Origin of the sequence: Kitasatospora sp. GAS204B, from assembly GCF_029892155.1 — a bacterium.
Taxonomy (GTDB): domain Bacteria; phylum Actinomycetota; class Actinomycetes; order Streptomycetales; family Streptomycetaceae; genus Kitasatospora.
Map to the genome: position 1 here is coordinate 25190 of NZ_JARZAG010000027.1, position 24861 is coordinate 50050.

The following is a 24861-nucleotide window of genomic DNA, read 5'->3' on the forward strand; positions in this document are numbered from 1 at the left end:
TTGACGGACCGTCAGAAACGCCGTAGGTCGACCAGGGCGAGGGTGGCGTCGAGTTGGGTGTGGCGAGGCGTCGGGAGCTCGGCCGGGGCGAACCAGCCGAGCGCGTCGAACTTGTGCGGCTCGCCGATCGCCACCGCCGCCGGGTCGACCCGCACCGCGCAGACCACCGCGACCCAGTGCGAGTCGACCGGCTCGCCGCGCAGCACGTTCCGCACTCCGAGCACGCTGATCGCCAGCGCCTCGGTCGCGTACTCCTCGCGCACCTCGCGGGTCACCGCCGCCTCGAAGCTCTCGCCGAACTCCAGCGCGCCCGCCCCGCAGTCCCAGCGCCCCGGTTCGTCGCGCGCCCCGGCCGCCCGCCGGGCGAGCAGCAGCCGCCCGGCGCCGTCGTGGCAGACGAAGACGCAGGACACGCCGATCCGCTTCTGCTGATCACCCATCAGAAGTGCTCGCCGAGCTCGGTGAAGGCGGCCAGCCGCAGCACCCCGGTGTCGTGCGGGTCGAGCTCGACGTCGTTCTCCAGCACCCAGGTGTGCTGGTGCGGGATGAACACCGCGTTCAGCCCGGCGCGCCGGGCGGGCACGATGTCGGACTTCGGCGAGTTGCCGATCATCCAACTGCGCTCCGGCACGAGCCCGTGCTGTTCGGCCAGCCGCCGGTAGGCCGCAACATCCTTCTCCGGCACGATGTGCACCGCCCGGAACCGCCCCGCCAGCCCCGAGGCCTCGATCTTGGCCTGCTGCTCGGCGCGGTCGCCCTTGGTGAGCAGCAGCAACTCATGCCGCTCGGCGAGCGCGCCCAGCGTCTCGGCCACGCCCGGGATCAGCTCCACCTCGGCTCTGCTGACCGTGGCGGCCAGCGCCTCGCAGCGCGCCCGCTCGGCCGGGCTGGCAGGACGCCCGTGCAGCCGCTCGAAGCACTCGCCGAGACTGCGCAGGAAGACCTGCGACCCGTACCCGTGGACGGCCGCGTTCGCCGCCTCGATCGCGTCCAGCACCGAGCGGGCGGCGGCCCGGTCGGCTGCGGGCGGGACCACCTCGTCCAGGAAGGCCTCGATCGCCCGCTCGAAGCGGATGTTGTTCTCCCAGAGCGTGTCGTCGGCATCGAACACCAGGACCTGATCGTCACGTCGCATCCGGACACCGTACGTGGGACGGGCGCGCGGGAGCAGCCCGTTTTCCGGCGGTGGGGGAGCGGACCCTTGGTCCTGTCGTCAAACCCCCTTCGTTCGCCCGGGCGCCGCTCCTTGACGGGCAAAGGTTGCCTGACGCGGCCTAGTGCAGGCCCGCGCGCAGGTTGGTGATCCGGGTGATGGCTGCGGTGAAGTCGGCCCGGTCCAGGCGGCCGGTGGTGAGGGCGTCGGCGAGGGCGGTGGTGGCGTCCTGGCCCTGGGTGGGGTTCTGGGCGGAGCAGAGCAGCAGGTCCATGCCCGCCAGGGCGGCGGAGACGGCCCGTTGGCCGGTGGTGCCGTAGGGGTGCAGGGCGCCGGCTTCGAGGGCGTCGGTGACGGTCACGCCGTGGAAGCCGAGGCGGTCGCGCAGTTCGCCGCCGACCACGGTCGGTGACAGGCCGGCCGGGTGGTCCGGGTCGAGCGCGGGGTAGACGGCCCAGGAGACCATCACCAGGTCGACCCCGGCGGCGATCGCGGCGGGGTAGGGGGTCTCGTCGGCCTCGGCCAGCCGGGTCCGCGAGGCGGCCAGGGTGGCCGGCCCGCTGTCCGTGTCGGCGCCGGCGGGTGCGGTGCCCAGGCCCGGGAAGTGCTTGGCGGTCGCGGCCACCCCGGCCTGCCGCTGGGCACTGATGAAGGCGGCGCCGAGCGCGGCCACGGCCGTCGGGTCATGGCTGTAGGAGCGCTGGGTGGCGTCGATGAAGTCGCCGTCCTGGGCGTAGACGTCCAGCACCGGGGCGAGGTTGACGTTCAGGCCGGCGGCGGCGAGGTTCCGGGCGGCGGCGGTGCCGGCCGCGCGCGCGGCCGCCAGCGGCTCCGCCGACTGGCCGACGGCGCGTGCCGACAGCTCCGGCGCCCCGGGCAACCGTCGGATCCGGCCGCCCTCCTGATCGGTCATCAGCAGCAGCGGCAGCCGGATCGGGCTCTGCTGCTGCGCTTGGCGCAACGCCTCGACCGAGTTGCGGAACGCCTCGGGGTCGGCGGTGTTGGACTCGAAGAAGATCACCCCGGCGGCCCGCCCGGAGCGCACGGCGGTGATCAGCGACTCCGGCACGGTGGGACCGGGGTAGGAGTAGACGACGCGTTGGCCGGCCAGCTGATCGGAGGTCAGGGCGGGTGCGGCGGTCGAGGTCAGCGAGGCGGGCGGGGCGAGCGAGGGTGCGGCGGAGGGCGACCCGGCGGGGGACGGCTTGGTGGCGGAGGGTGACCCGGCGGAGGCGGCGGAGGGTCCGGCCGCCGTCGCGCGCGGCGGCGCGGCCGGGGCGCAGCCGCTCAGCAGCAGCGCGAGCGTGCCGAGCAGCCAGCGGCGGGGTGGTTCCATGACGTGATGTCCTTCGGGTGGGCCGACTCGTCTGTTCGAGCATCGCTCACCAGAGCGGACAAGGCGCGCAAGGCCGGACAAACGTCTTCGTGTCGGGCCACCCGAGCGCACCGACCGGCGGGCCGTCAGTGCGACGGCGGCCCGCCAGGGCGCCGATGACGGTGGGTCCCGGAGCGAACACGCTCCGGGACCCACCGTCATCCCGTTGCACCCAGGTCAGCTCACCGGGCCGCCCCAGGCCTCCCGGAAGGGCGAGACCGCAGAGGAGCGGGCCTGTGGCAGCGGTACCGCGTGCAGGCACTGGTGCTGGTGCCCCGCGTCGGCATCGAGCAGGCTGGCCACGCCGCCTGCGTCGATGGTGACCTCGAAATCCCCGGAGCTGTCGGTATAGACGGCATGACCGGCCGTGGTCCTCGGTGTCCAGTGCACCACGACCACGGTGGTGGGCCCGTGCCGACCGGCCTGGCCTGGCAGGGAGACTGCATAGCGCTGGACGGGTTCCACGATCGGACCTCCTCAAGACCGGCGAACCGGGTGGCCCGGACCGCCGTCCGGGCCGATCCCTCAGCGTCTGCCCAACAATCCGCCGTTCAATCCCATTTTGGCATGGCCACTACGCCGCAGATCAGATCATCACAACAAAATACGGTCGATTTCGTCGTGGCCACACCGAGGTCGGCGCGGCGAATCGGATCGCTAGCCGGGAAAGGCGTAGACCGTGCTCGCCTGGGCGGCCGGCTCCTGCTCGCCCTCGGCGGTCAGAACGACCTCGGTGAAGGCGAGGCGGCGGCCCAGCTTGGTCACCCGGGCCGCCACCAGGACGTCCGCCCCGACGACGGCGCGCTGGAAGCTGGTCGACTGCTGGATCGTGGTCATCGGGCCGAAGCCGCCGAGCGCCGCCGACAGCGCGATCACGGTCGCGGTGTCCGCCGCCGCCATCAGCGCCTGCCCGGACAGCCCGCCGCCCTCCCGGGCCAGCTCGGGCGACCAGGGCAGCCGCAGCAGCGCCGAGCGCTCGCCGGTCTCGACCACCTGGAGCCGGAGCGCCCGTACCCAGGGCGCGAAGTTGTCGGCGAGGATCTGGTCCGCTTCGGCACAGGTGAGAGGCATGGCGCCAGTCTCCAGGAACGGCCGCCTCGCGACCAGGAGCTGACAGCCCGTCGCTTCTGTCGTACGGTCGGTCGTTGTGATCCTCGATCAGGCGCGGGTGAATCGGATCTACCTGCCCGAGACCTATGCCGAGGGGGTGCCGTACGAGCTGTTCGCGCAGTTGCGCGCGGCGGCGCCGGTCTGCTGGGTCGAGGAGCCCCGAGTGGGCAACTGGCCCGCCGGGCCCGGGTACTGGGCGGTGCTGCGGCATGCCGATGTCAAACACGTGCTGCGCACGCCGGAGTTGTTCTCCTCACACCTGGGCGCGACCCAGCTCCGGGACCCGGACTCCCCGGCAGAGCTGGAGTTCGCCCGCACGATGATGCTCAACCAGGATCCACCGGACCATTCCCGGCTGCGCCGCATCGCCGCGGGGGCTTTCACGCCGCGTGCGCTGGGCGAGTTGGCCAGCGCCGTCGAGCGTCATGCGGCCGAACTGGTGGGCTCGGTCCGGGAGCACGGTGCGGCGGACTTCGTGCAGTTGGCGGCGGACCTGCCGGCGCGGACGCTGGCCGGGATCATGGGCGTTCCGGAGCAGGACCGGCAGTTGCTGGTGGACTGGGCGAACCGGGTGATCGGCTACCAGGACGCCGACTACGCCCACTCCAGCACGGCCGATCCGGGTCGGCTGACCGCCCTCGGCCGCGCCGCGCTCGCCCGTCGCCCCAGCACCGCCCCGAGCACGCCGGACGGCAGGCCCGTCAACCCGCGCTCGCGCGCCGCCCTGGCCGACATGTTCGCCTACGCCCACGCGCTGGCCGAACGACCCCGTCCCGGCAGCGTGCTCGCCCGGATGAGGGACGGCGGACTGAGTACGGAGGAGTTCGAGACCGCGTTCTTCCTCTTCGCGGTCGCCGGAAACGAGACGGTACGCAATTCCTTGCCGGGCGGTCTGTACACGCTGCTCAGCCACCCAGCTCAGTACCGACTGCTGGTGGAGCGACCCGAGTTGATCGGCTCGGCGGTCGAGGAGATGCTGCGGTTCTGGCCGCCGGTGCTGCATTTTCGGCGCACCGCCACCCGGGACCTCGAGCTGGCGGGTGTGCGGATCCGGCGCGGTGAGAAGGTGGTCGTCCACCACGCGGCCGCGAATCGCGACGAGACCGTTTTTCCGGTCCCCGACCGTTTCGACATCACGCGAACGCCGAACGACCATGTCAGTTTCGGCTATGGCCCGCATTTCTGTATCGGGGCGCAACTGGCTCGAATCCAGCTGAGGGCGATGCTTCAGCGGGTCATCGCCGAGTTGCCCGGCCTGGAAGCGGTCCCCGGCGCCTCACCCACCCGCCTCGTATCGAACTTCCAGAACGGGCTCAAGCAACTGCCGATCCAGTGGCGGCAGGACCAGTGACCACTGACCCTGGCGCATCACCGACAGACCCGCACCCGCAGCGGATTCTGCGGCCATTCGGTTGATTCTGCGCTGCCGAAAATTCCCTTCCCCCAGGGGGCCGGACCGTTGCTGCCATCGTGATCGGCATCGGCCTGATGCATCGCCCGTGATGCATCGGCATCGGCATCGGCTTCGAGAGCGACTTCCGGAAGGTGTGGACATGCAGGCACCCCCCACCGGCAGCACCACCAGGCGTCCACCGCAGCAGTCCGGCCCCGAAAGGCGGGTGCCGCAGCCGTACCTGCTGCCGCCCAGCGTGGGCAGCGCGTGGTGGGTCTGGGGCCTGGCGGGAGCGTTCTTCATCGTCTACGCGACGCTGTCCGTGCGGATCCATCAGCGGATCCTCTCCAACAGCTATGACCTGGGCATTTTCGAACAGGTGGTCCGCTCCTACGCGGACGGGCACCTGCCGGTCTCCGAGCTGAAGGCGCCCGGCTTCCCCGTGCTGGGGGACCACTTCTCGCCCGTGCTGGCCTTGGTGGCCCCGTTCTACTGGGTCTGGCGCACCCCGGTGACGCTGCTCGTGGTGCAGGCCGCGCTGGTCACCGCCGGCATGCTGCCGCTGACCTTCTGGGCCCGGCGCGCGCTGGGCTCGGGGCCCGCCGCGGTGATCGCCACCTGCTACGGCCTGTCCTGGGGGGTCGCCAGCGCGATCGGTTTCGACTTCCACGAGGTGGCCTTCGCCGTCCCGCTGCTGGCCCTCTCGCTGGCCGCGCTCGGCGACGGCAGGCTGCGCGCCGCCGCGTACTGGGCGCTGCCGCTGCTGCTCGTGAAGGAGGACCTCGGGCTCACGGTGGCGGCCATCGGTCTGGTGATCGCCCGGCGGGGGAGCCGGAGGCTGGGGCTCGGCACGGCCGCGGCCGGTGCGGCCGGGTCGCTGCTGGCCGTCCTGGTGGTCCTGCCGGCCTTCAACCCGAGCGGGGACTTCGCCTACTGGTCGTACCTCGGCGGCCCGGGCGGCGGCTCAGGCGGCGGGTCGGGCGACGGCGCGAGCGCGGGCACCGTGCTGGCGGGCCTGCTGTACAAGGGCACGGTCGGGTTGGTCACCCCCGAGGCCAAGGCGACGACGCTGGTGCTGGTGCTGGCCCCCACGCTCTTCCTGGCGTTGCGTTCCTCGCTGGTGTGGGTCGCGGTGCCGACGCTGGTATGGCGGTTCGTCTCGACCAACTCGGTCCACTGGGGCACCGCTTACCACTACTCGCTGGTGCTGATGCCGATCGTCTTCGCCGCCTTCGTCGAGGCGCTGGCGGCTCGGCGCGCGCAGGAGGGCAGCGTGCGGCGATACCTGCTGGGCGCGGCGGCGGTCTGCCTGCTGCTGGTGCCGCAGTTCCCCTTCTGGCAACTGGTCCAGCCGGCCACCTGGCGGACCGACCCCCGGCTCGCCGTCGCCCACCGGCTGATGGACCGCATCCCGGACGGCGCCACGGTCCAGGCCTCCACCCTGCTGGTGCCCCAGCTCACCAACCGCACCACCGTCGCCCTCTTCGGCTGGGAACCCAGCCGGCCCGACCCGCAGTGGATCCTGGTGGACACCTGGACACCGTGGAACAAGCGCTGGCCGCTGACCACCGAGATCGAGCAGAACCGGCTCAACTGGCACCGCGCGCACGGGTACCGCGACGTCGCCGACGAGGACGGCTACGTGCTGCTCACCCGGACCGGCTGAACGGCTCGAACACGGGCGCGACCGGTAATACCGGTGCGACGGGCAACACCGGCGCCGCCGGACCGTGCGCGGACTTGTCCAACGTCATCCACGGCTCGATCCTCTACACCGCTGCGGTCAAGAGCGGCCACATCGACCTCGGCAGCGCGAAGACGAGCAGCCCGACGACCGGCGTCGCCTGGACGACCACCCAGGCATTCCCCGCCGGCGCCGCCCCCGCCTGCGGGGTGACCATCGCGGACATGGGCAACCACATCTTCGTGGAGGGGAGCGACACCAACGGCGTGATCTACGGCACCACCTGCGACTTCGCCACAGCCGACAACAGCACCCCGGTGGCCTGCCCGAACGCGTGGACCGCGATCACCGCCCAGCCGAACGCCCCACGGCGCTCCGGCGCCCCGCCCTTCGGCGTGGCGGTGCAGCACCGCCCGGGCCCCGCGCAGCAGACGCGGTCGATCAAGGTGATCTGGGAGCCGTACGTCCGCCGTACCTCCTGACCCACCCCTGATCCGCCCTCAGCCGCCTGCCCCCGGCCACCGCGCCGGGGGCAGGCGGCTGAGGTGGCCGGGGGCTACCTGCGGCCGCCGCCCCGCTTCGGCTTCTTCTTGCCGCTCCTGCGCCGCTGCTCCTTGGCGGCCAGCGCGGCCCGGCGTTCCTGCTCCTTGACCATCAGCTGGTGCATCTCCTCGGCGGCCGGGCTGAGCACGATCGGGGTGTTCTCGTCCTCGTCCTCGGGGATCAGGCCCTTGGCGCGCAGCTGCTGGTCGTGCACCCTGAACGGCGGCTGCAGGCTGCGGTCCGAGGGGCGCGGGCTCTCGGGGCCGTCCGGGCCGATCCGGACCAGCCGCTCGACCCGGACCACCCGAAGGTGGCGTCCGGCGACCTCCAGATCGTTCGTCCGGTTGTCGTCGAGCCACTGGGCGGCTCGCGCGTACTCCTCGCGCTGGGCCCGGTCGAGCCGGCGCCGCACCGGGTCCACCACGCGCAGCCCGAAGGCGATCGAGTCGCGCGCGTCCTGGGGTGACGTGGCGACCGCCGGCAGGCTCGGCTGCCAGCCGAAGGTGGTCCGTTCGGCGACCATGAAGACGGCCGGCAGCAGCACCCCGCCGGGATGGGTGTGCGCGGCCCGGATGCCGTCCTCCTGCACGTCCCGGTCGACCGGGTCCACCGGGTGGACCAGGCCGAGTAGTTCGAACTTCAGGATTCCCTCGGAGAGCCCGGTGACCGAGACCGGGTCGAGCACGAAACCGTCGGCCGGGTCGCGCTCCTTGTGCGACAGGCCCGCCGGGGACGGATCGGGGTCGGTGGGGCGTGGCGGCTCGGGGCCGTCCGGACCGGTCCGGATGAACCGCTCGCACCGCACCACCCGGTAGCGGGTGCCGTGCACCGTCAGCTCGTCGATCACTTCCCAGTCCAGCCGCTCCGCCGCGGTGAGCAAGGCCTGGCGCCGCTCCTCGTCGCCGGCCTCCTCGGCCTCCTGTGCCTGGCGGCGGAAGACGGCCGCCATGGAGTCCCGGGCGTCCTGCGGGTCGGGGTTGCCGAAGTGCGGTTCGAGCCGCCAGCCACCCTCTTCCCGCTCGCGCGCGATGCCGAACGCGGGCCCGTCGGCGCCGCGCAACTCCGGGTACGGATCCCTGGCCCGCCAGGCTTCCAGGTCGGCCAGGACAGCCACGGGGGCGTCCGGCGGCGACATCCGGATGGTCCGGTAGGCGGGGACGTGCTCTGCGTCTTCCGTCATGGCGACAGCATGGCGGCGGCCGGTCGGCCGTTGCGGTCCGCCGGAAAGCGGTTCAGTCGAAAGTGGGTCCCTGGGCCGTGATCCGCTACTCGGCGGAGCCGGTGTGGTACGCGGGCGCCAGTGCCGGGGACTCCTCGCCGCGCGGTGCCGGCGGAAGGCGGACCGGCTGCTCCGCCGCGGCCCGCCGACGACGGCGCACCCGCAGCGCGAGCAGGGCCGCGCCGACCGCTCCGGCGAGCACGGCCGCGCCGGCCAGGTCGACGGAGCGCGGCAGGTGCTCGGCCGAGGCGCCGAGGAAGTAGCCGAGCGCGACATTGCCCAACCCCCAGGCGAGCGAGGCGGCCGCGCTGAAGCCGAGGAAACGGCGGTAGGGCATCCGCGCGGCGCCGGCCGCGAACGGGACGAAGGAGCGGACGAACCCGATGAAGCGCCCGGTGAACACCGCGGGTCCGCCGTGCTCGCGCAGGTAGCCGCCCGCGCGGGCGACCCGGCCGCCGGGACGCAGCAGGCGGGAGCGGCGCTCGGCGGCGACCCGGGGGCCCAGCCGGCGGCCGAGCAGGTAGCCGATGCTGTCGCCGACGACGCCCCCGGCGATCACGACAGCGGCCAGCGGCAGCGCGGCGAGCATGCCGTGTGCGGCCAGCGCGGCGGCGAACAGGATCAGCGTCTCGCTGGGCAGCACCACGCCGATGAAGGCACTGGTCTCGGCGGCGGTGAGGACGAAGACCAGGGCGTACGCCCAGACGCCGGCGGCCTGGACCATGGTGGTCAACGAGCCCATCGCCGCGCCTGCTCTCTCCCGATCGCCCCGATCCCCTCCAGCCGCAACGCGCGAAACGGACGGTCTGTTCCGGTCCAGTGCACCTGGTTTCCGGTCAGCGACCGGTTCCGGCCACCGGGCCTTGGTACGGGCTGCTCGCCGGGGGCTTCTCGCGCCTCGATGATTATGTCATCATCGGATGACATCAGTTGATGACTTCCAGGAGGGCGCGTCCATGGCGACGTTCACCACGACTTCGCCGACCCCACCGGCCATGCCGCTGCTCCGTCAGCGGGCACTCGTGCCGGTGCTGGTCTTTCTCGGCATGGTGGTGGCCGTGATCAGCAGCCTCGGCGCGCCGCTGGTCCCGACCATCGCCACCATCGACCACGTCTCGCTCGCCGACGCGCAGTGGTCGCTGACCATCACCATGCTGGTCGGCGCCGTCGCCACCCCGGTGCTCGGCCGCCTGGGCGACGGACCGCGGCGGCGCTCGGTGACCCTGGGCGCCGCCGCCGTGGTGGTGCTCGGCAGCGTGCTGGCCGCGCTGCCGCTGGGCTTCGGCTGGCTGGTGGTCGGGCGCGGGCTGCAGGGCATCGGACTCGGCCTGACCCCGCTCGCCATCGCCACCGCCCGTGACAGCCTGCCCGCCGACCGCTCGCGCTCGGCGGTCGCGCTGCTCTCGATCACCGCCGTGGCGGGCGTCGGCCTCGGCTACCCGCTCACCGGCCTGATCGCCGAGTCCTTCGGCATCCACGCGGGCTTCTGGTTCGGTGCCGTGATCAGCGGCCTCGCCCTGCTGCTCGCCGCCCTGGTGCTGCCCCCCACCACGCACCGCACCGCCCGTCCGCTGGACGCGCTGGGCGCCGTGCTGCTCGGGCTGGCGCTGACCGGACTGCTGCTGGTGCTCAGCGAAGGCGAGAACTGGGGCTGGGCCAGTGGCCGGCTCTGGGCGGTGGCGGCGGGCGCGGTGCTGCTGCTCGCCTGCTGGATCTGGCACGAGCTGCGCACCGAGCACCCGTTGGTGGAGCTGCGCACGCTGACCCACCGGGTGGTGCTGACCGCCGACGTGGCGGGGCTGGTCGCCGGCGTCGGGATGTACCTGCTGATGTCGCTGGTGATCCGCTACGTGCAGACCCCGACCGCCACCGGCTACGGCCTCGGCGAGTCGGTGGTGGTCGCGGGCCTGGTGCTGCTTCCGTTCTCGGCGGTCAGCGTGCTCTCCAGCAAGGTGGTCCCGGTGCTGGCCAGGCGCACCTCCACCGCGCTGGTGCTGCCGTTGGGCTGCGCGGTCTCGCTGGTCTCGGTGCTCTTCTTCCTCTTCGCCCGCGGTCAGCTCTGGGAGCTGCTGGTGGTGATGGGCATCGCCGGGCTCGGCGTCGGCTGCACGTTCGCGGTGATGCCCGGACTGATCGTCAGCTCGGTGCCCGCCCGGGAAGTCGGCAGTGCCGTCAGTTTCAACCAGGTGCTGCGTTACGTCGGCTACTCCACCGGCAGTGCGCTCTGCGGCGCGGTGCTGCAGGCCCACACCGCCCCCGGGCAGCTGCTGCCCACCAATGACGGCTACCGGTTCGCCGCGCTGATCAGTTGTGCGGTGTGGGTGGTGGCCGGGGTGGTTACCATCGTGCTGCCACGGCGCGGCGCCGTGGCAGTGGACCGCGCCACGGTGGACGAGGAGCTGATGGTGGACGAGAGCATCGCCGATATCGCGCCCGGTGAGGACGAGGTGCCCGTCGTCCAGGCCCGGACCGAGCGGTGACCGCGGCCGCCGCCGGCGCGACCGCTGACGGGCCGTCGGCCGCCGGGGCGGGGCCCGCGCCCGCTCGCCGCCGGGACGCCGCCCGCAGCCGCGAACTGCTGATCGAGGCTGCCGTGGAGCTGTTCGCCGACCGCGGGTTCGAGCGCACCACCACCCGGGAGATCGGCGAGCGCGCGGGTGTCGACCCGGCGCTGATCGCCCGCTACTTCGGGGGCAAGACGCAGCTGTACCTGGCCGCCGTGCGGCTCGAACTGGGCGACGCCACCCCGGCCGACCTGCTCGACAACGACCGGCTGCGGATCCTGCTGGAGCGCTTCGACCGGCGCGGCCCGGGGCCGTCCTTCCAGGCCGCGGTGCTGCCGGGCGACAGCAGCGAGGTCCAGCAGGCCGCCCGTGACTACCTCGACGAGCGGCTGGTGCGGCCACTGCAGGACCGGTTCGCCGAGGAGGGCGCGGACCGGCCGCGGCTGCGGGCCGAGTTGGCGGCGGCCGCCTTCGCCGGGGTGGTGCTGGCCCGCTCCAGCGGCGCCTTCGCCGAACTGGCCGCGGTGCCGACGGAGCAGCTGCAGCCGCTGCTGCGCGAGCTGCTGGCGGCGGCCAGCCCGGCGAACTGACGGGGCGCCGGCACTAGCGCCGATCGCCGGTCGGTCTCAGTCGAGGGCCGCGCCGCCGCCGGCCTTGACGGCGTTGACCGCGGCCTGGTGCAGGTCGCGGGCCATCAGCTCGTCGGTCACCGTCTTCGGGCTGCCCTGCAGGGTGAACCAGTCCAGGGCGTCCGTGTACTGGACGGTGAGGATCGCCTCGGTGCCCGTCCAGGTGGTGTGCACGCTCAGGTCACCGGTGAGCTTGGCGCCCTCCGCGGTGAGCACACCGCCCGGACCCGAGCGCACGTTCTTGGTGGTCCAGGCCGCCCAGCAAGCCGCTTCCTCAGCCATTGCGTTCTCTCCACTCCGGGGGATAGCGCGGGGGATCGCGCGCTGCGCCGAGGGTGGCAGCCGGTGCCGCCCTCGCGATCTGACAACCAGTCACATCCTAGCCACAGCAGCCTGCCCGCGCTGCCGGGCCCCGACTCGGAAGTGACCTCAGAAATGCAGATCGATCACTTCGAAGGCGGCGGCGAACCGGGACCCGAGCCGGGTGCCGGTGGCCCGGCCCATCGACTCCAGGAAGCCGCGGGCGTCCGCCATCTGTCCGCCCAGGCCCGCCAGGTAGGCCGCGTGGGCCTCCAGAGAGGCTACCCCGGCCTCGAAGGCGTCGGTGGTGTCCACGCCGTGCCCGGATTGTGGAGAACCGGCAGCCCAGACCTGGCGCACGCCGTCCCACGGCTGGTGGCCCTCGGCGGTCAGTTCACGGAAGACCCAGCGGTTGCCCGCGTCCCGCACCGCGTCCAGGGTGGCCCGCCCGGCGGCGATGTGGTCGGCCTGGTTCGGGAAGACTCCGCCGTAGGTCTCCCGGAAGTTGGTGGTGATCACGATCTCCGGGCGGTGCAGGCGCACCAGCCGGGCCAGGTCGCGACGGAGCGGCAGCCCGTACTCGACCGTGCCGTCGGGGTGGCGCAGGAACTCCACGGTGTCCACGCCGACCAGCGCGGCCGAGGCGAGCTGCTCCGCCTCGCGCAGCGGCCCGCACTGCGCCGGGTCGATCGAGTCGATGCCGGCCTCGCCGCTGGTGACCATGGCGTAGACGACGGTCTTGCCCTGCCCCGTCCAGCGGGCCACGGCGGCCGCCGCGCCGTACTCCATGTCGTCGGGGTGGGCCACCACGGCCAGGGCGCGCTCCCAGTCCTCGTCGAGCGGCGCCAGCGGGGCGAGGTTCTCGTCGGTCACGGTGCGACTCCCAGCCGGTCAGGGTGCGGTGAGTTGTGCACGGCCATCGTATGCCTTGACGAGCATATAACTGGAGAGGCATGCTGACGTCGTGACGTCGCTCTTCGAGGTGCTCGCCGAGCCGCGCCGCCGCCGGATACTCGAGCTGGTGCGCGGCGGCGAGTGGTCGGTCGGCGAACTGGCGCAGGCCCTGGCGGCCAGCCAACCGGCGGTCTCCAAGCACCTGCGGGTGCTGCGCGAGGCCGGCCTGGTCGAGGTGCGGGTGGCCGAGCAGCGCCGGCTCTACCGGCTGCGGGCCGAACCGCTGCGCGAGTTGGAGCAGTGGCTGGCGCCGTACCGGGAGCTCTGGAGCGAGAGCCTGGACCGGCTCGAACGTCAACTGGACGCGATGGACGACGATCCCGCGGTCGAACGGCGACGCGCTGGGCCGCGGACGGAGAACGGGAGCATGCCATGAGCGACCTCGGAACCCTGGAACCGGCCGGCGACCGCTGGCGGCTGCGGTTCAGCCGCGACCTCGCGCACCCACCGGAGCGGGTCTGGCGGGCGCTCACCGAGCCCGAGCAACTGGCGGCCTGGTTCCCGCAGCGGATCACCGGCGACTGGGCGGTCGGCGCCACGCTGACCTTCACCGATCCGCTGGACCGGGCACCCGCCTTCCACGGCAAGGTGCTCGCGTACACCCCGCCCGCGGTACTGGAGTTCGAATGGGGCACCGACGTGATCCGCCTGGAGCTGACCGAACGGGCCGGCGGCAGCACCCTGGTGCTGCTCGACACCCTGGACGAGCGCGGCAAGGCGGCCCGCGACGGGGCGGGCTGGCACCAGTGCCTGGACCTGCTGGCGCGGCAGCTGGCGGGGGCCGTGGACGACCGGCCGCCGGGCCCCGGGTGGGCCGCGCTGCACGCCGGGTACGTCGCGGCGCTCGGGCCCGAGGCGGCCACCATCGGTGTGCCCGAGCGGTACCGGCCGAGCTGACGCCCCGTCGGCCGGAGCGCGCGTCAGACCGGGTCTCCCGGCTGGTCAGGCGGGTTGCATAGAGTGGCTGCGGCAGAACGACGAGAGCACGGCAACGGCCCGGAGGCATCGATGAGCACCCGCCCGGCGACGGGTGCCGGTTCGCAGGGTGGGCCGCAGGCGGCGCAGCCCTGGAACCGGCAGCGGCTGCGCAGCAACAACGAGTGGCTGCTGCTGGAGCGGTTGCGCTCCGCGGGCCCGCTGTCGCGGGCCCAACTGGCCAGGGACACCGGGCTGTCCAAGCCCACCGTCTCGGCCGCGCTGGCGATGCTGGAGCGCGCCGGGCTGGCCCGCGAGGCGGGGCTGCTGGCGCCCGAGCGCGGCCGGATCGCGGTGCTCTACGAGCCCGATCCGCAGGCCGGCCACGTGCTCGGGGTGGACATCGGGCGGGCCCGGCTGCGGGTGGCGGTGGCGGACCTGAACGGCCGGATCCTGGCCCGCCGCGACGTGCCCAACCGCGGCCGCAGCGCCAACGCCGTGGCGGACGCGGTGGTGGCCGCCGCGCGCGAGGCCACCGAGCAGGCCGGCCTGCGCCCGGGTGACGTGGTGCACGCGGCGATCGGCTCGCCGGGCGTCTGGGACGAGTCGCAGCGCCGGGTCCACTACGCCGGCAACCTGCCGGGCTGGGGCCGGCGCGGGCTCTTCGAGCGCCTGGCGGCGGGGTTGGAGACCAGGATCAGCCTGCACAACGACGCCAATCTCGCCGCGCTCGGCGAGTACGCCGACGGCGCGGGCGCGGGCAGCAAGGTCTTCGTCTACCTGCTGATCGGCACCGGCCTGGGCATGGGTGTGGTGGTCGGCGGCGAGCTGCAGCCGGGCGCCAGCGGCGCGGCCGGAGAGATAGGGCTGCTGCCGCTGATGGGCGGGCGGCAGACCCTGGAGGGCACGGCCGCGGCCGAGTCGGTGGTGCGCTCGGCACGGGAACTGGGCCTGGGCGGGAGTCTGACCGCCAAGCGGGTCTTCGAGGCGGCCCGCGCCGGCGATCCGGCCGCGCGCGCCGCCGTGCTCCGCGAGGCCCGGCAACTCGCCTACGCGGTCGCGGTGGTGGCCGCCGTGCTCGATCCGGACCTGGTGGTGCTCGGCGGCGGTCTGGGCAACGGGGCCGACCTGCTGATCGACCCGCTGGAGGAGGAGTTGCACCGCCTCAGCCCGCTGCGGCCGCGCCTGGCGGCGAGCCTGCTGGGGGATGAGGCGGTGCTGCGCGGCGCGCTGGCCACCGCCCTGCTGGGCGCCCGCGCGGAGGTCTTCGAGCGGCGGACGGCGGCGGTGGGGTAGGGCCCTTCGACGGGTCTCGTGACGGGCTCGTCCCGAGGCCCTGGGTCAGGCGCCCACGGGCAGCTCCGACTCGACGTCGGCGTTGCGGAACTCCTCGCGGATCTCCTTGGGCCCGAACGGCCAGATCCGCTCGAACCGGGACCAGAGCGCGAACGCCGCCCCGCCCGCCGCGACCCAGGCCAGCGACCACTCGATCGGGTGGTAGCCGGGCGCGTTGCGGTCGGCGTAGCCGTAGATCGCCACCCAGCCGAGCGCCGCGACCAGGCTGGGCAGCGGGTAGCGCCACATCGTGTACGGCCGCCGCAGGTCGGGCTGACGCTTGCGCAGCACGGTGACCGCGAGCACCTGGGCGAAGGCCTGGACGATCACCATCACCGTGGTGAGCAGGTTGATCAGCGTGTTCAGGTCGGTGTGCCGGCCGATCAGGAAGCCGATCGCGGTGACCACGCCCATGGTGAGCAGACCCAGGGTCGGGAACTCGTGCTTGCGGTGCAGCCGGGAGTACGAGCGGAAGAACACCCCGTCGCGGGCCGCGTCGTACGGCACCCGGGAGCCGCCGAGCAGGCCGGTCAGCACCGAGGCGAAGGCGGTGACCAGGATCAGCACGGTGACCACGTCGGCGGCGGACTTGCCCCAGGTGGCCTGCAGTACCGCGGAGGCGACCGAGGTGGAGGCGATCGAGTTCGGGTCGAGCATCTGGTGCCAGTCGAGCGCGCCGAGCACGCCGATCTGCAGCAGCAGGTAGATCACCATGATGCCGACGATGGAGTAGATGATCGAGCGCGGCATCACCCGTCCCGGGTTCTTGATCTCGGCACCGAGGTAGGCGGTGGTGTTGTAACCGAGGTAGTCGTAGATGCCGATGGTCAGACCGGCGGCGAAGCCGAGCCAGAAGTGACCGTGCGTCAGGTCCACCGCGTGTGCGGGCCAGGTGAAGGCGCGGGACGGCGAGAAGTGGGTGTAGGAGGCGAGCAGCACCGCGCCGACGGCGGCCAGCATGACGCCCCACATGACCGTGGCGAGCTTGGCGATCCGCTCCACCCGGCGCCAGAGCAGCAGGGTGACCAGCACGATCATCGCCAGGCCCACCAGGTCGCCCTGGGGCTTGGTCATGTGCGGCCACAGGTAGGCGAGGTACTGGACGAAGCCGACCACCCCGGTGGACATGATCAGCGGTATGAAGAGCATCGCGGTCCAGACGAAGAGGAACGGCATCAGCCGGCCCGTCCGGTACTGGAACGCTTCACGCAGGTAGACGTAGCTGCCGCCGGAGCCGGGCAGCGAGGCGCCGAGCTCGGCCCAGACCAGGCCGTCGACCAGCGCCAGGACCGCGCCGGCCAGCCAGCCGATGATCGCCTGCGGGCCGCCGAACGCGGCGACCATCAGCGGGATCGTCACGAAGGGACCGATCCCGCACATCTGGCTCATATTGATGGCGATGGCCTGGAACAGGCCTATCCGTCTGCTGAGTGTCGCGGACACGGGGGACTCCAGGGATCAGGGCGGTGCACGCGGGGGATGGGTGTCCATAAGTTAAGTTTCCTAACTAGAGCAGTCAAGAGCTGCGACGGAGCAGGACGCCACGAATGAAGGCCGCCTGCCCCGCGTGCTGCAGATCCTCCGCGATCACGCTCACCAGCCGTACCGCGAGCGTCACCGGTGGCGTCCAGCGCTCGTCCACCACCTGGTCCAGTTCCTTGGCGGTCACGGTACGGACGAAGCCCAGGCTTCGGCGGTGCACGGCGTCGTAGTAGCCGGTCAGCAGCCGGCGGGAGGTCACCTGGACCTGGGCCACCTGGGCGGAGCTCTGGCCGTAGCCGATCACCTCCGGCGCGAACGGCAGGTCGAACTTCTCCCGCCAGCCGTCCGCCGTCCAGACCTGCTCGACGTCCATCAGCTCGGCCAGATGGTCGTCCTGAACCCGGGTCAGATGCCAGATCAGCCAGGCCACCGAGTTCGCATCCGGGTCCAGCCTGGCCGTCAGCTGCTTCGGGCCCAGGCCCTGGACCGCCTCGTGGACGGCCTCCTTGACCCGGTCGAAGGCATCGGCCAACAGGTCCGCGCTCTCCATCTCGATTCCTTTCGCCGTGCTTGGTGCAGCAGGCATCCCCCGTCGCGCCCGTGGTCGATCGGGGCCGACCGGGTGAGTCCGCGTGTCACGCTCGCGGGTAAGGGGGGGAGGATGGCAGGGAGCGGGGCGAGGAGGTGTCGGGCCGGTGATCACTCTGCGGGGACTGACGATCGCGTTTCTGGCCGCCGCCGAGGGCGTCGAGCAGCGGGAGCTCGCCGGCGCGTGGCAGGCGGTGCTGGAGGCGGGCGGCACACCGCGGCTGCTCGCCACCCGGCCCGGCTGGGTGCTCGCCTACCGGGAGCTGGACCGGGCGGACACCTTCGAGGTGGGCGCGGTGGTCGAGGAGAGCGACGCCGCCGACTATGCCGCCCTGGTGCTGCCGGGCGGGCTGGTCGGTGTGGACCGGCTGCGGCTGGAGCCCGCCGCGGTGGACTTCGTCCGGGCGTTCTGCACGGCGGGCAGGCCGGTGGCGGCGATCGGCCACGCGCCCTGGCTGCTGATCGAGGCAGGCGCGGTGCGCGGGCGGACGCTGACCTCATGGCCCACCCTGCGCACCGACCTGGAGAACGCGGGCGCGGCCTGGGTGAACGAGCAGGTGCGGACCTGCCAGGCGGGCCAGGGCCCGCTGATCACCAGTCGGAAGAGCGCCGACCTGCCGCTCTTCACCGACGCGCTGGTCAACGAGTGCGCCAGGCTGCGCGGCAGGCTGGGGCCCTGGGGCAGGTGAGCGGGTGGGGAGTCGCCGCCGGTGCGGCCGGCTGTCGCGCAGCACCGGCGGGGCCGACTGAGTGGTTGGCGGGCTATCGGGTGGCGGCGGCGAGGGCCTCCTTGATGGTGGCGATGTCGGCGGGGTGGCCCGGGTCCAGGTCGAGGCGGGAGCTCTGGTCCTTGAGGTAGGGCAGGCCGTAGGCCGGGGTGCCGGGCTGGAACCGCCAGCCGGCGGAGAGCGGCCCCGCGTCCACCGCGAGGTAGCCGAGGGCGTCGAGCAGGGCGGTGGTCCGCTCCTTGGCCGTGGCGTCATCGCCCGCGATCGGCAGCGCCGAGCGGTCGGGGGCGCCGGCGGGACGGGCCAGCGCCAGCAGGTGGCCGGAGTAGATGTTGTTGAAGACCTTGACCACCTGGGAGTCGGCCAGGTGCTCCTGGACCAGCTCGCTGCTGGTGGTCTCGCCGGAGTCGAGTCGGGGGAAGTGCCCGTCACGCTCGGGGTAGTAGTTGCCGGTGTCGAGCACGAGGCGGCCGGCGAGCGGGGCGGCGGACAGCTGGAAGGAGTTCTTCAGCGGAATCGTCACCACCAGCCAGTCACCCGCCTCGGCCGCCTGCGCCGGAGTCGCGGCGCGGGCCCGCGGGCCCAGTTCGGCCACCAGGCCGGCGAGGGTCTCGGGCCCGCGTGAGTTGCTGAGCACCACGTCCAGGCCCGCGTTGACCGCGAGCCGGGCCAGGGTGCCGCCGATGTGTCCACTGCCGATCAGTCCAAGAGTAGCCATGATGGTGACAGTGCCGGGGCGGGCGACGGTATTCCTGACGCAGCGTCATATCACCCGTACGGATCAGCCGAGCGGTTCAGTAGAGCGGGTCGGCCGTACGGATCAGGCGTCCGGGTCGGCCGAGCCGCTGCGCAGCAACTCGGCCGAGCACCGCGCGATCCGCTCGGCGATCCGCCGCGCCTCGGCCTCGTCGCGGTAGCGGTGGCGCGGCCAGAAGAAACCGCGCAGCCCGTCCTTCGGGTTGCGCGGCACCACGTGCACGTGGAGATGCGGCACCGACTGGCTGACCCGGTTGTTCATCGCGACGAACGAGCCCTTGGCCGCCGTCGCCCGCTCGACGGCCTCGGTCAGCAGCCGGACCCGGCCGAAGAACGGGCCGACCAGCTCGGGCGGCAGGTCGGTGAGCGTGGCGACGTGCCGCACCGGCAGTACCAGCAGGTGGCCGGGGAAGAGCGGCCGGTGGTCCAGGAAGGCCAGCGCGACGTCGTCCCGGAAGGCCTGGTGGATCGGCGCCGCCGGGTCCGCGATCAGGGCGCAGAAGCTGCAGTCCATCGGTTCAGCCGCCCCGGTTGACGTACTGGAAGACGAACCCGCCGACGCCGGCGGCCGTGATCCCCGCGCCGATCAGCAGCAGCCAGACGCCGAAGACCAGGCCGAGCGCCGACACGCCCGCGCCGGCGGCCAGCAGCGGCGGGTACCAGCTCTGCGGCGGGAAGAAGTCGAGCGGTCCGGAGGTCTCGGCCACTTCGACCTCGCGGCGGTCCTGCGCGCGGGGGCCGTGGCGCACCGACTGGACGAAGAAGAAGACGGCGATCAGCGCGGACATCAGGAAGGCGAACGCGAGCGTGCCCTTGCCGGCCGGCTCGTGCGCGAGCCAGTCGTAGATGCCGCCGATCACGCCGAAGAAGAGGGCGATGCCGGCGAACAGGTAGGCCTCGAACCTCATGGCCGGGGCTCCCTGGTGAGCATGTCGGTGTCCTCGCTGGTGCTGCCCGGGTGGTGCAGGTCGAAGGCCGGGCTGTCCGAGCGGATCCGGGGCAGCGCGTGGAAGTTGTGCCGGGGTGGCGGGCAGGAGGTGGCCCACTCCAGCGAGCGGCCCCAGCCCCAGGGGTCGTCCGACTCGACCCGGCGCCCGTACTTCGCGGTGTGCCAGACGTTGAAGAGGAACGGCAGCGTGGACAGCCCCAGCAGGAAGGCGCCGGCGCTGGAGATCGTGTTCAGGGTGGTGAAGCCGTCGGACGGCAGGTAGTCGGCGATCCGGCGTGGCATGCCCTCGGCGCCCAGCCAGTGCTGGACCAGGAAGGTGGTCTGGAACCCGACGAAGAGCAGGCCGAAGTGGAGCCGGCCGAGCCGCTCGTCCAGCTGCCGCCCGGTGAACTTGGGCCACCAGAAGTAGAAGCCGCCGAAGGTCGCGAAGACCACCGTGCCGAAGAGCACGTAGTGCATGTGAGCCACGACGAAGTACGAGTCGGACACGTGGAAGTCGATCGGCGGCGCGGCGAGCATCACCCCGCTGAGGCCGCCGAAGAGGAAGGTGACCAGGAAGCCGATCGCCCAGAGCATCGGGGTCTCGAAGGAGAGCGAGCCCCGCCACAGGGTGCCCACCCAGTTGAACATCTTCACCCCGGTCGGCACCGCGATCAGGAAGGAGGTGAGCGAGAAGAACGGCAGCAGCACCTGTCCGGTGACGAACATGTGGTGCGCCCAGACCACCGCCGAGAGCCCCGCGATCGTGATGGTCGCCGCGACCAGCCCGAGATAGCCGAAGATCGGCTTCCGGCTGAACACCGGCAGGATCTCGCTGATGATCCCGAAGAACGGCAGCGCGACGATGTACACCTCCGGGTGCCCGAAGAACCAGAACAGGTGCTGCCAGAGCAGCGCACCACCGCTGGTGGCGTCGAAGACCTGCGAGCCCAGCCGCCGGTCCGAGAGCAGCACCAGCAGGGCGGCGGTCAGCACCGGGAAGGCGAAGAGCGCCAGGATCGAGGTGAGCAGCACGTTCCAGGTGAAGATCGGCATCCGGAACAGGGTCATCCCCGGCGCCCGGAGGCAGGCGATGGTGGTGATGAAGTTGACCGAGCCGAGGATCGTGCTGAGACCCGCCACCGCCAGCCCCGCGATCCACAGGTCGCCGCCGGTGCCGGGGGAGTGGACCACGCTGTTCAGCGGGGCGTAGGCGAACCAGCCGAACGCGGCGGCGCCGTCGGCGGTGAAGAAGCCGCTGAGCACGATCAGCCCGCCGAACAGGAAGACCCAGTAGGTGAAAGCGTTCAGCCGCGGGAAGGCCACGTCCGGCGAGCCGATCTGCAACGGCATGATCCAGTTGGCGAAGCCGGTGAAGGTCGGGGTCGCGAAGAGCAGCAGCATGATCGTGCCGTGCATGGTGAAGAGCTGGTTGTACTGGGCGCTGGTGACGAACTGCTCGCCCGGGCGGGCCAGTTCCGCGCGCATCACCATCGCGAACACGCCGCCGACCAGGAAGAAGCCGAAGGAGGTGGTCAGGTAGAGGCTGCCGATCTCCTTGTGGTCGGTGGTGCTCAGCCAGCGCAGGACGGTGCTGCCGTGGCGCAGGCGGGTCGCGGTGCCGGGGGCGAGTTGCCGCTCCGGCTCCTCCACGACGGTCATCCGGCCTCCTGGGGGCTTGGGGCGCTTGGTGGGGCCGAGGGCTCGGCGGGTCGGGACCATGCTGGTCCCGGCGGCGGCGCCGCGAGGTGGCGCAGCGCCAGCGGGACGGCGCGGTTAGCTCGGACGGCGGGCAGGTGTGTGCCGGGGGCCACAAGGGGGCCGTTTTCTGACCAGCGGTGTCGAGCTGATCGCCCTGGGTGGTCGATCCGGGGTGGCGTGCGCCACTTTCAGGCGAAGGCGGCGGGGTCGATTTGCCTGGATTCCGGTGGTTTGGGGCGGATTGGTGGCTTGGTTCCCGGGGGTAATGGGGCGTGACCTGGGATGTTTCGATGTGGTTGATCGGGGCGCGGGGGGTGCGTAGCTTCGTTCTCGGCGCAGTGAGCGCCACCCGGGACCGCCCCGGGGCCCGTGGGTTTCCCGGGCCGGGGCGGGTCGTGCGGGAACCGTCCTCGGTTGGTTCGTGGGGTGTGGTTCCGTGCGCGCGGTTGCCCGGAGACCAGCGATGAGGGAGATCCTTTGACTTTCCGTAACGAGAACACCGCCACCACCACTACTGCCAAGAAGGCCGGCAAGCGCTCGCGAGTGCGGCTGGCGGTGCTGGGTGGGGCGATCGCCGTCCTGCCGGTGGCGGGTCTCGTGACGGCGAACGCGGCCTCGGCGGCGTCGACGTCGACGTGGAACGCGGTGGCGCAGTGCGAGAGCACCGGGAACTGGTCGATCGACTCGGGCAACGGGTTCTCCGGCGGTCTGCAGTTCACGCCGAGCACCTGGGCCGCGTACGGCGGTACCCAGTACGCGGCCTCCGCCGCCCAGGCGACGCCGGCGCAGCAGATCGCGGTGGCGGAGAAGGTGCTGGCGGACCAGGGTCCGGGCGCATGGCCGGTGTGCTCGGTGAAGGCCGGGCTGACGGCGGGCGGCCCGGCGGCGCAGGTCGACACCACCACCGGCTCGACGGCGACCGCGGCCCCGGCGCCGCAGCAGGCCGCCCCGGTGCAGCAGGCGACGCCGAAGCAGCAGGCCGCCCCGAAGCAGTCCGCTCCGGTGCAGTCGGCGCCGGTCCAGAAGCAGGCCCCGGTTGCCGCCGGCGGTTACACCGTCAAGAGCGGTGACACGCTGAGCGCCATCGCGGCCTCGCACGGCACTACCGTGGCCAAGCTGTACGCCGCCAACGCCCAGACCATCGGCACCAACCCGGACGTCATCCTGCCGGGCCAGGTCCTGAGCCTCTGATCTGACGCTCGGACCACCCGTCACGCAAGCTGCCCCCTGTCCCGCGCGGGACAGGGGGCAGCTTGCGTACTCATAGGTGACTGTTCGTCAGTTCAGGTTCACGCCACGGCCCCTGGGAGCACAGGGGAGCGGCGGAGCGGCCGGCCCGACGCGCTACTGGACGTGATCGCCGGCTCCCGGGTGCCCCGGCGTGCTGTCGTAGGTGCTGATCTCGACCAGGTTGCCGTCGGGGTCGCGCAGGTAGGTGCTGGTGATCGGCCCCTGGGCGCCGGTGCGCGGCACCGGGCCCTCCTCCTTCGGTACCCCGCAGGCGGTCAGGTGCGCCACGACCTGCTGTTGCGGGGTGTCGGTGATCAGGCAGAGGTCCGCGCTTCCGGGGGTCGGGCGGGCGGCGTGCGGGAGCAGTTCGTGGCCGGCCTGGTGCAGGTTGATCTTGCTGCTGCCGAAGGCCAGCGCGCGGCGGCCCGCGCCGAAGGTCACCGGCCGCATGCCCAGCACGCGCTGGTAGAAGCTGATGGTCCGTTCGACGTCCGCCACGGTCAGCACCAGGTGGTCCAGGCTGGTGATCCGGACGCCCGCTGCCGCCGCCGGAGCCGAGCTCAGCTCCGCGACCAGGCACGCGAGGAGCGGGGTGTCGATCCCGTGCGCGGCACCGGCCCGCAGGACGGCCCCGCCGATGGCGTCGAGCTCGATCGGGCGGCCGGCAGCCACATCGCGCTGCATCGAGGAGTTCATCGCGGCCGGGGCGCGGTCGAAGAAGGAGAGCACGGACTCGGCGGTCACCGGTGCGCCCGCCGCGCGGGCCACGGCGGTGACCTCGTCGAGCACGGCGAGCAGTTCGGACCGGTGCTGCCCCCGAAGGGCGCCGATGGAGGCCTGGTGACGGGTGGTCAGCAGGGCGAACGGGGCCAGGAAGGCGAGCTTGTCCCAGAGCATCGCCTGCTCGTCGGTCCGCAGCGCCACCGTCAGCCCGGCGTGCCGGAGCCGGGCGGCCAGCGCGTCGAGCGGGGCGGCCAGTTCGAGGGTGGTGAAGGGGCTGGTGTGGGCGATCCGGCCCGGCGCGGTGCGGGTGGTCTCGACCTTGATGGTGCCGGCCACGACCTGGTCGGCCGGGTAGTGCCGGCGCAGCACCGGGAGGTGGTCGAGGCCGTTGAGCAGCGGCACCACGATCCCCTCGGGGCCGATCAGCCGTGCCGGGAGCCGGTCGAGGGCGGCGGGCAGGGCGGGCTGCTTGACGGTCACGAAGGCGAGGTCGACCGGTCGGCGCAGTTCGGTGTCGGCCTCGACCGGGACGGTGAAGTCGCCGTACTGACCGCTGGTCACCCGCAGGCCGTCACGGCGGATGACGTCGGCGGTCCGCTCGCCGGCCAGGCAGATGACGTGGTGCCCGTCGCGGGCGAGCAGCGCGCCGAGCAGTCCGCCGACACCGCCCGGTCCGAGGACGGCCACCGTCAGGCGGGAGGTGCTGCCCGGGTTCAGCCGCGGTCCGGTGCTCAGGGGTTGTGGTGTCGGAGAGTCGTTGGTCATGATCACCAGGCCACGGTAGCGATCAAGTGGATCATCGGTAAGCTCCGATGCCATGCCGACGATGTGGTCCGATCCGTCCCTCGTGCTCGATCCGCCTCAGCTGCTCGCGGAAGTGACCGACTCCGCAGCCCGGTTGGTCGCCGCCGCGGTGGCGCTGGACGACGCGGAGCTCCGCGCGCCGTCCACGCTGGCCGGGTGGAGCCGCGAGCAGGTCATCACGCATCTGGCCGGCGCCGCCGAGGCGTACCTGCGGCTGCTGGCGCTGGCCCGCACCGGGGTCGAGCCCACCCGGCGGGCCGATGACGCGACGCCGGTCGGCGCCCTGCGGGACGGCGCGGCGCGGCCCGCCGCCGCGCTCGTGGGCGAGCTGCGCGATCGGCTGGACCGGCTGGCCGAGGACGCCGCGGCGATGCCCGCCGACCGGTGGGACAACCTGGTCACCGCGCTCGCGGGCTGGCGGCACCCGGCCTGGTTCACCCTGTATCGCTGCTGGCGGGAGCTGGAGACGCACCATGTCGACCTCGACCTCGGCTACCGGCCGGCCGACTGGCCCGAGGCGTACGTGAGGTGGGCGCTGCCGGACACGCTCGCCGCGTTGGCCGCCCGCGAGTTCCCGGTCGGCGAGGTGGCTGCCGTTGATCTCGGCCGCCGCTGGACCCTGGCGCCGTCCGGCCTGGTGGTCAGCGGCTCGGGCCACGCCCTGCTCGGCTGGCTCGCCGGGCGCACGGGCGGTGCGGCGCTGGTGTCGGACGCGCCGTTGCCGGAGCCGCCGAGTTGGCCGCTGCCGCCGTTCCCCGGCTGGAACTGATGCTGCGTCAGGCTGTGGGCCTGACGCAGCATCAGGGC

Annotated in this window: 27 protein-coding genes; 11 read left to right on the forward strand and 16 right to left on the reverse strand. The window is 72.6% G+C overall.

The window, feature by feature from the left end:
* Nucleotides 1-11 precede the first annotated feature (11 nt).
* From P3T41_RS29485 to P3T41_RS29505, 5 genes are all read right to left on the reverse strand, one after another.
* Complete coding sequence (locus P3T41_RS29485) at nt 12-440, reverse strand: NUDIX domain-containing protein (protein ID WP_280693601.1); 429 nt, start codon at nt 438-440, stop codon at nt 12-14.
* Nucleotides 440-1135, reverse strand: coding sequence for an HAD family hydrolase (locus tag P3T41_RS29490; protein ID WP_280693602.1), 696 nt, complete (start codon nt 1133-1135; stop codon nt 440-442). The genes P3T41_RS29485 and P3T41_RS29490 overlap by 1 nt, the downstream gene beginning before the upstream one ends.
* Before the next feature lie 139 nt (nt 1136-1274).
* Entirely contained in the window at nt 1275-2489 is a 1215-nt protein-coding gene (locus tag P3T41_RS29495; protein ID WP_280693603.1) for a glycoside hydrolase family 3 N-terminal domain-containing protein, read from the reverse strand.
* 216 nt (nt 2490-2705) lie between these two features.
* Nucleotides 2706-2993 carry a DUF6296 family protein gene (locus tag P3T41_RS29500; RefSeq protein ID WP_280693604.1) on the reverse strand — a complete coding sequence of 96 codons (288 nt, stop codon included), beginning with the start codon at nt 2991-2993 and terminating at the stop codon, nt 2706-2708.
* Nucleotides 2994-3185: 192 nt separating this feature from the next.
* Nucleotides 3186-3599 carry a PaaI family thioesterase gene (locus P3T41_RS29505; RefSeq protein ID WP_280693605.1) on the reverse strand — a complete coding sequence of 138 codons (414 nt, stop codon included), beginning with the start codon at nt 3597-3599 and terminating at the stop codon, nt 3186-3188.
* 76 nt (nt 3600-3675) lie between these two features.
* On the opposite strand from P3T41_RS29505, the gene P3T41_RS29510 reads away from it, so the two are divergent.
* The 3 genes from P3T41_RS29510 to P3T41_RS29520 all read left to right on the forward strand — a co-directional run bounded on the left by P3T41_RS29510 (nt 3676) and on the right by P3T41_RS29520 (nt 7197).
* Nucleotides 3676-4989, forward strand: a complete 1314-nt coding sequence (locus P3T41_RS29510; protein WP_280693606.1) for a cytochrome P450 — start codon at nt 3676-3678, stop codon at nt 4987-4989.
* Between the two features lie 202 nt (nt 4990-5191).
* Nucleotides 5192-6697: a DUF2079 domain-containing protein gene (locus P3T41_RS29515; protein WP_280693607.1), complete on the forward strand. Its 1506-nt coding sequence runs from the start codon at nt 5192-5194 to the stop codon at nt 6695-6697.
* Between the two features lie 74 nt (nt 6698-6771).
* On the forward strand, nt 6772-7197 hold the full coding sequence (locus P3T41_RS29520; protein ID WP_280693608.1) for a hypothetical protein: 426 nt from the start codon (nt 6772-6774) through the stop codon (nt 7195-7197).
* A 74-nt stretch (nt 7198-7271) separates the two neighbouring features.
* On the opposite strand, the gene P3T41_RS29525 is transcribed toward P3T41_RS29520, so the two are convergent.
* Both P3T41_RS29525 and P3T41_RS29530 read right to left on the reverse strand, forming a co-directional pair.
* Entirely contained in the window at nt 7272-8438 is a 1167-nt protein-coding gene (locus P3T41_RS29525) for a DUF5954 family protein (RefSeq protein WP_280693609.1), read from the reverse strand.
* 85 nt (nt 8439-8523) lie between these two features.
* A complete protein-coding gene (locus P3T41_RS29530; protein WP_280693610.1) occupies nt 8524-9219 on the reverse strand; it encodes a DedA family protein in 696 nt (231 codons plus the stop codon).
* A 178-nt stretch (nt 9220-9397) separates the two neighbouring features.
* Between P3T41_RS29530 and P3T41_RS29535 the strand changes: the two genes are divergently transcribed.
* A complete protein-coding gene (locus P3T41_RS29535; protein ID WP_280693611.1) occupies nt 9398-10957 on the forward strand; it encodes an MFS transporter in 1560 nt (519 codons plus the stop codon).
* Complete coding sequence (locus tag P3T41_RS29540; RefSeq protein ID WP_280693612.1) at nt 10954-11571, forward strand: helix-turn-helix domain-containing protein; 618 nt, start codon at nt 10954-10956, stop codon at nt 11569-11571. Before P3T41_RS29535 ends, P3T41_RS29540 begins: the two co-directional genes overlap by 4 nt.
* A 36-nt stretch (nt 11572-11607) precedes the next feature.
* On the opposite strand, the gene P3T41_RS29545 is transcribed toward P3T41_RS29540, so the two are convergent.
* Both P3T41_RS29545 and P3T41_RS29550 read right to left on the reverse strand, forming a co-directional pair.
* Nucleotides 11608-11892 carry a hypothetical protein gene (locus P3T41_RS29545; RefSeq protein WP_280693613.1) on the reverse strand — a complete coding sequence of 95 codons (285 nt, stop codon included), beginning with the start codon at nt 11890-11892 and terminating at the stop codon, nt 11608-11610.
* A gap of 147 nt (nt 11893-12039) precedes the next feature.
* On the reverse strand, nt 12040-12783 hold the full coding sequence (locus P3T41_RS29550; RefSeq protein WP_280693614.1) for a PIG-L family deacetylase: 744 nt from the start codon (nt 12781-12783) through the stop codon (nt 12040-12042).
* Between the two features lie 91 nt (nt 12784-12874).
* Between P3T41_RS29550 and P3T41_RS29555 the strand changes: the two genes are divergently transcribed.
* The 3 genes from P3T41_RS29555 to P3T41_RS29565 all read left to right on the forward strand — a co-directional run bounded on the left by P3T41_RS29555 (nt 12875) and on the right by P3T41_RS29565 (nt 15075).
* The gene (locus tag P3T41_RS29555; RefSeq protein WP_280693615.1) at nt 12875-13240 is read left to right on the forward strand and encodes a metalloregulator ArsR/SmtB family transcription factor; all 366 of its coding nucleotides are present in this window, start codon (nt 12875-12877) and stop codon (nt 13238-13240) included.
* Entirely contained in the window at nt 13237-13761 is a 525-nt protein-coding gene (locus P3T41_RS29560) for an SRPBCC family protein (RefSeq protein WP_280693616.1), read from the forward strand. Before P3T41_RS29555 ends, P3T41_RS29560 begins: the two co-directional genes overlap by 4 nt.
* A gap of 111 nt (nt 13762-13872) precedes the next feature.
* Nucleotides 13873-15075: an ROK family transcriptional regulator gene (locus P3T41_RS29565; RefSeq protein ID WP_280693617.1), complete on the forward strand. Its 1203-nt coding sequence runs from the start codon at nt 13873-13875 to the stop codon at nt 15073-15075.
* A gap of 45 nt (nt 15076-15120) precedes the next feature.
* Here P3T41_RS29565 and P3T41_RS29570 read toward each other — a convergent pair whose 3' ends face one another.
* Nucleotides 15121-16557: an APC family permease gene (locus P3T41_RS29570; protein ID WP_280693618.1), complete on the reverse strand. Its 1437-nt coding sequence runs from the start codon at nt 16555-16557 to the stop codon at nt 15121-15123.
* 73 nt (nt 16558-16630) lie between these two features.
* The gene (locus P3T41_RS29575) at nt 16631-17146 is read right to left on the reverse strand and encodes a DUF664 domain-containing protein (RefSeq protein WP_280693619.1); all 516 of its coding nucleotides are present in this window, start codon (nt 17144-17146) and stop codon (nt 16631-16633) included.
* A 145-nt stretch (nt 17147-17291) separates the two neighbouring features.
* Here P3T41_RS29575 and P3T41_RS29580 point away from each other — a divergent pair, with 145 nt between their 5' ends.
* Nucleotides 17292-17873, forward strand: coding sequence for a DJ-1/PfpI family protein (locus P3T41_RS29580; RefSeq protein WP_348533705.1), 582 nt, complete (start codon nt 17292-17294; stop codon nt 17871-17873).
* A gap of 73 nt (nt 17874-17946) precedes the next feature.
* Here the strand turns inward: P3T41_RS29580 and P3T41_RS29585 are convergent, their stop codons facing one another.
* The 4 genes from P3T41_RS29585 to ctaD form a co-directional block, all read right to left on the reverse strand.
* A complete protein-coding gene (locus P3T41_RS29585; protein ID WP_280693620.1) occupies nt 17947-18630 on the reverse strand; it encodes an NAD(P)-binding domain-containing protein in 684 nt (227 codons plus the stop codon).
* Between the two features lie 102 nt (nt 18631-18732).
* A complete protein-coding gene (locus P3T41_RS29590; RefSeq protein ID WP_280693621.1) occupies nt 18733-19182 on the reverse strand; it encodes an HIT family protein in 450 nt (149 codons plus the stop codon).
* Between the two features lie 4 nt (nt 19183-19186).
* Nucleotides 19187-19576 carry a cytochrome c oxidase subunit 4 gene (locus tag P3T41_RS29595; RefSeq protein WP_280693622.1) on the reverse strand — a complete coding sequence of 130 codons (390 nt, stop codon included), beginning with the start codon at nt 19574-19576 and terminating at the stop codon, nt 19187-19189.
* A complete protein-coding gene (ctaD, locus tag P3T41_RS29600) occupies nt 19573-21258 on the reverse strand; it encodes a cytochrome c oxidase subunit I (protein ID WP_280693623.1) in 1686 nt (561 codons plus the stop codon). The genes P3T41_RS29595 and ctaD overlap by 4 nt, the downstream gene beginning before the upstream one ends.
* A 516-nt stretch (nt 21259-21774) precedes the next feature.
* Here ctaD and P3T41_RS29605 point away from each other — a divergent pair.
* A complete protein-coding gene (locus tag P3T41_RS29605) occupies nt 21775-22488 on the forward strand; it encodes a transglycosylase family protein (RefSeq protein WP_280693624.1) in 714 nt (237 codons plus the stop codon).
* A gap of 153 nt (nt 22489-22641) precedes the next feature.
* Here the strand turns inward: P3T41_RS29605 and P3T41_RS36980 are convergent, their stop codons facing one another.
* The gene (locus P3T41_RS36980) at nt 22642-24015 is read right to left on the reverse strand and encodes a 2-dehydropantoate 2-reductase (protein ID WP_348533706.1); all 1374 of its coding nucleotides are present in this window, start codon (nt 24013-24015) and stop codon (nt 22642-22644) included.
* A gap of 52 nt (nt 24016-24067) precedes the next feature.
* On the opposite strand from P3T41_RS36980, the gene P3T41_RS29620 reads away from it, so the two are divergent.
* Nucleotides 24068-24823, forward strand: coding sequence for a maleylpyruvate isomerase family mycothiol-dependent enzyme (locus P3T41_RS29620; RefSeq protein WP_280693625.1), 756 nt, complete (start codon nt 24068-24070; stop codon nt 24821-24823).
* Nucleotides 24824-24861 lie beyond the last annotated feature (38 nt).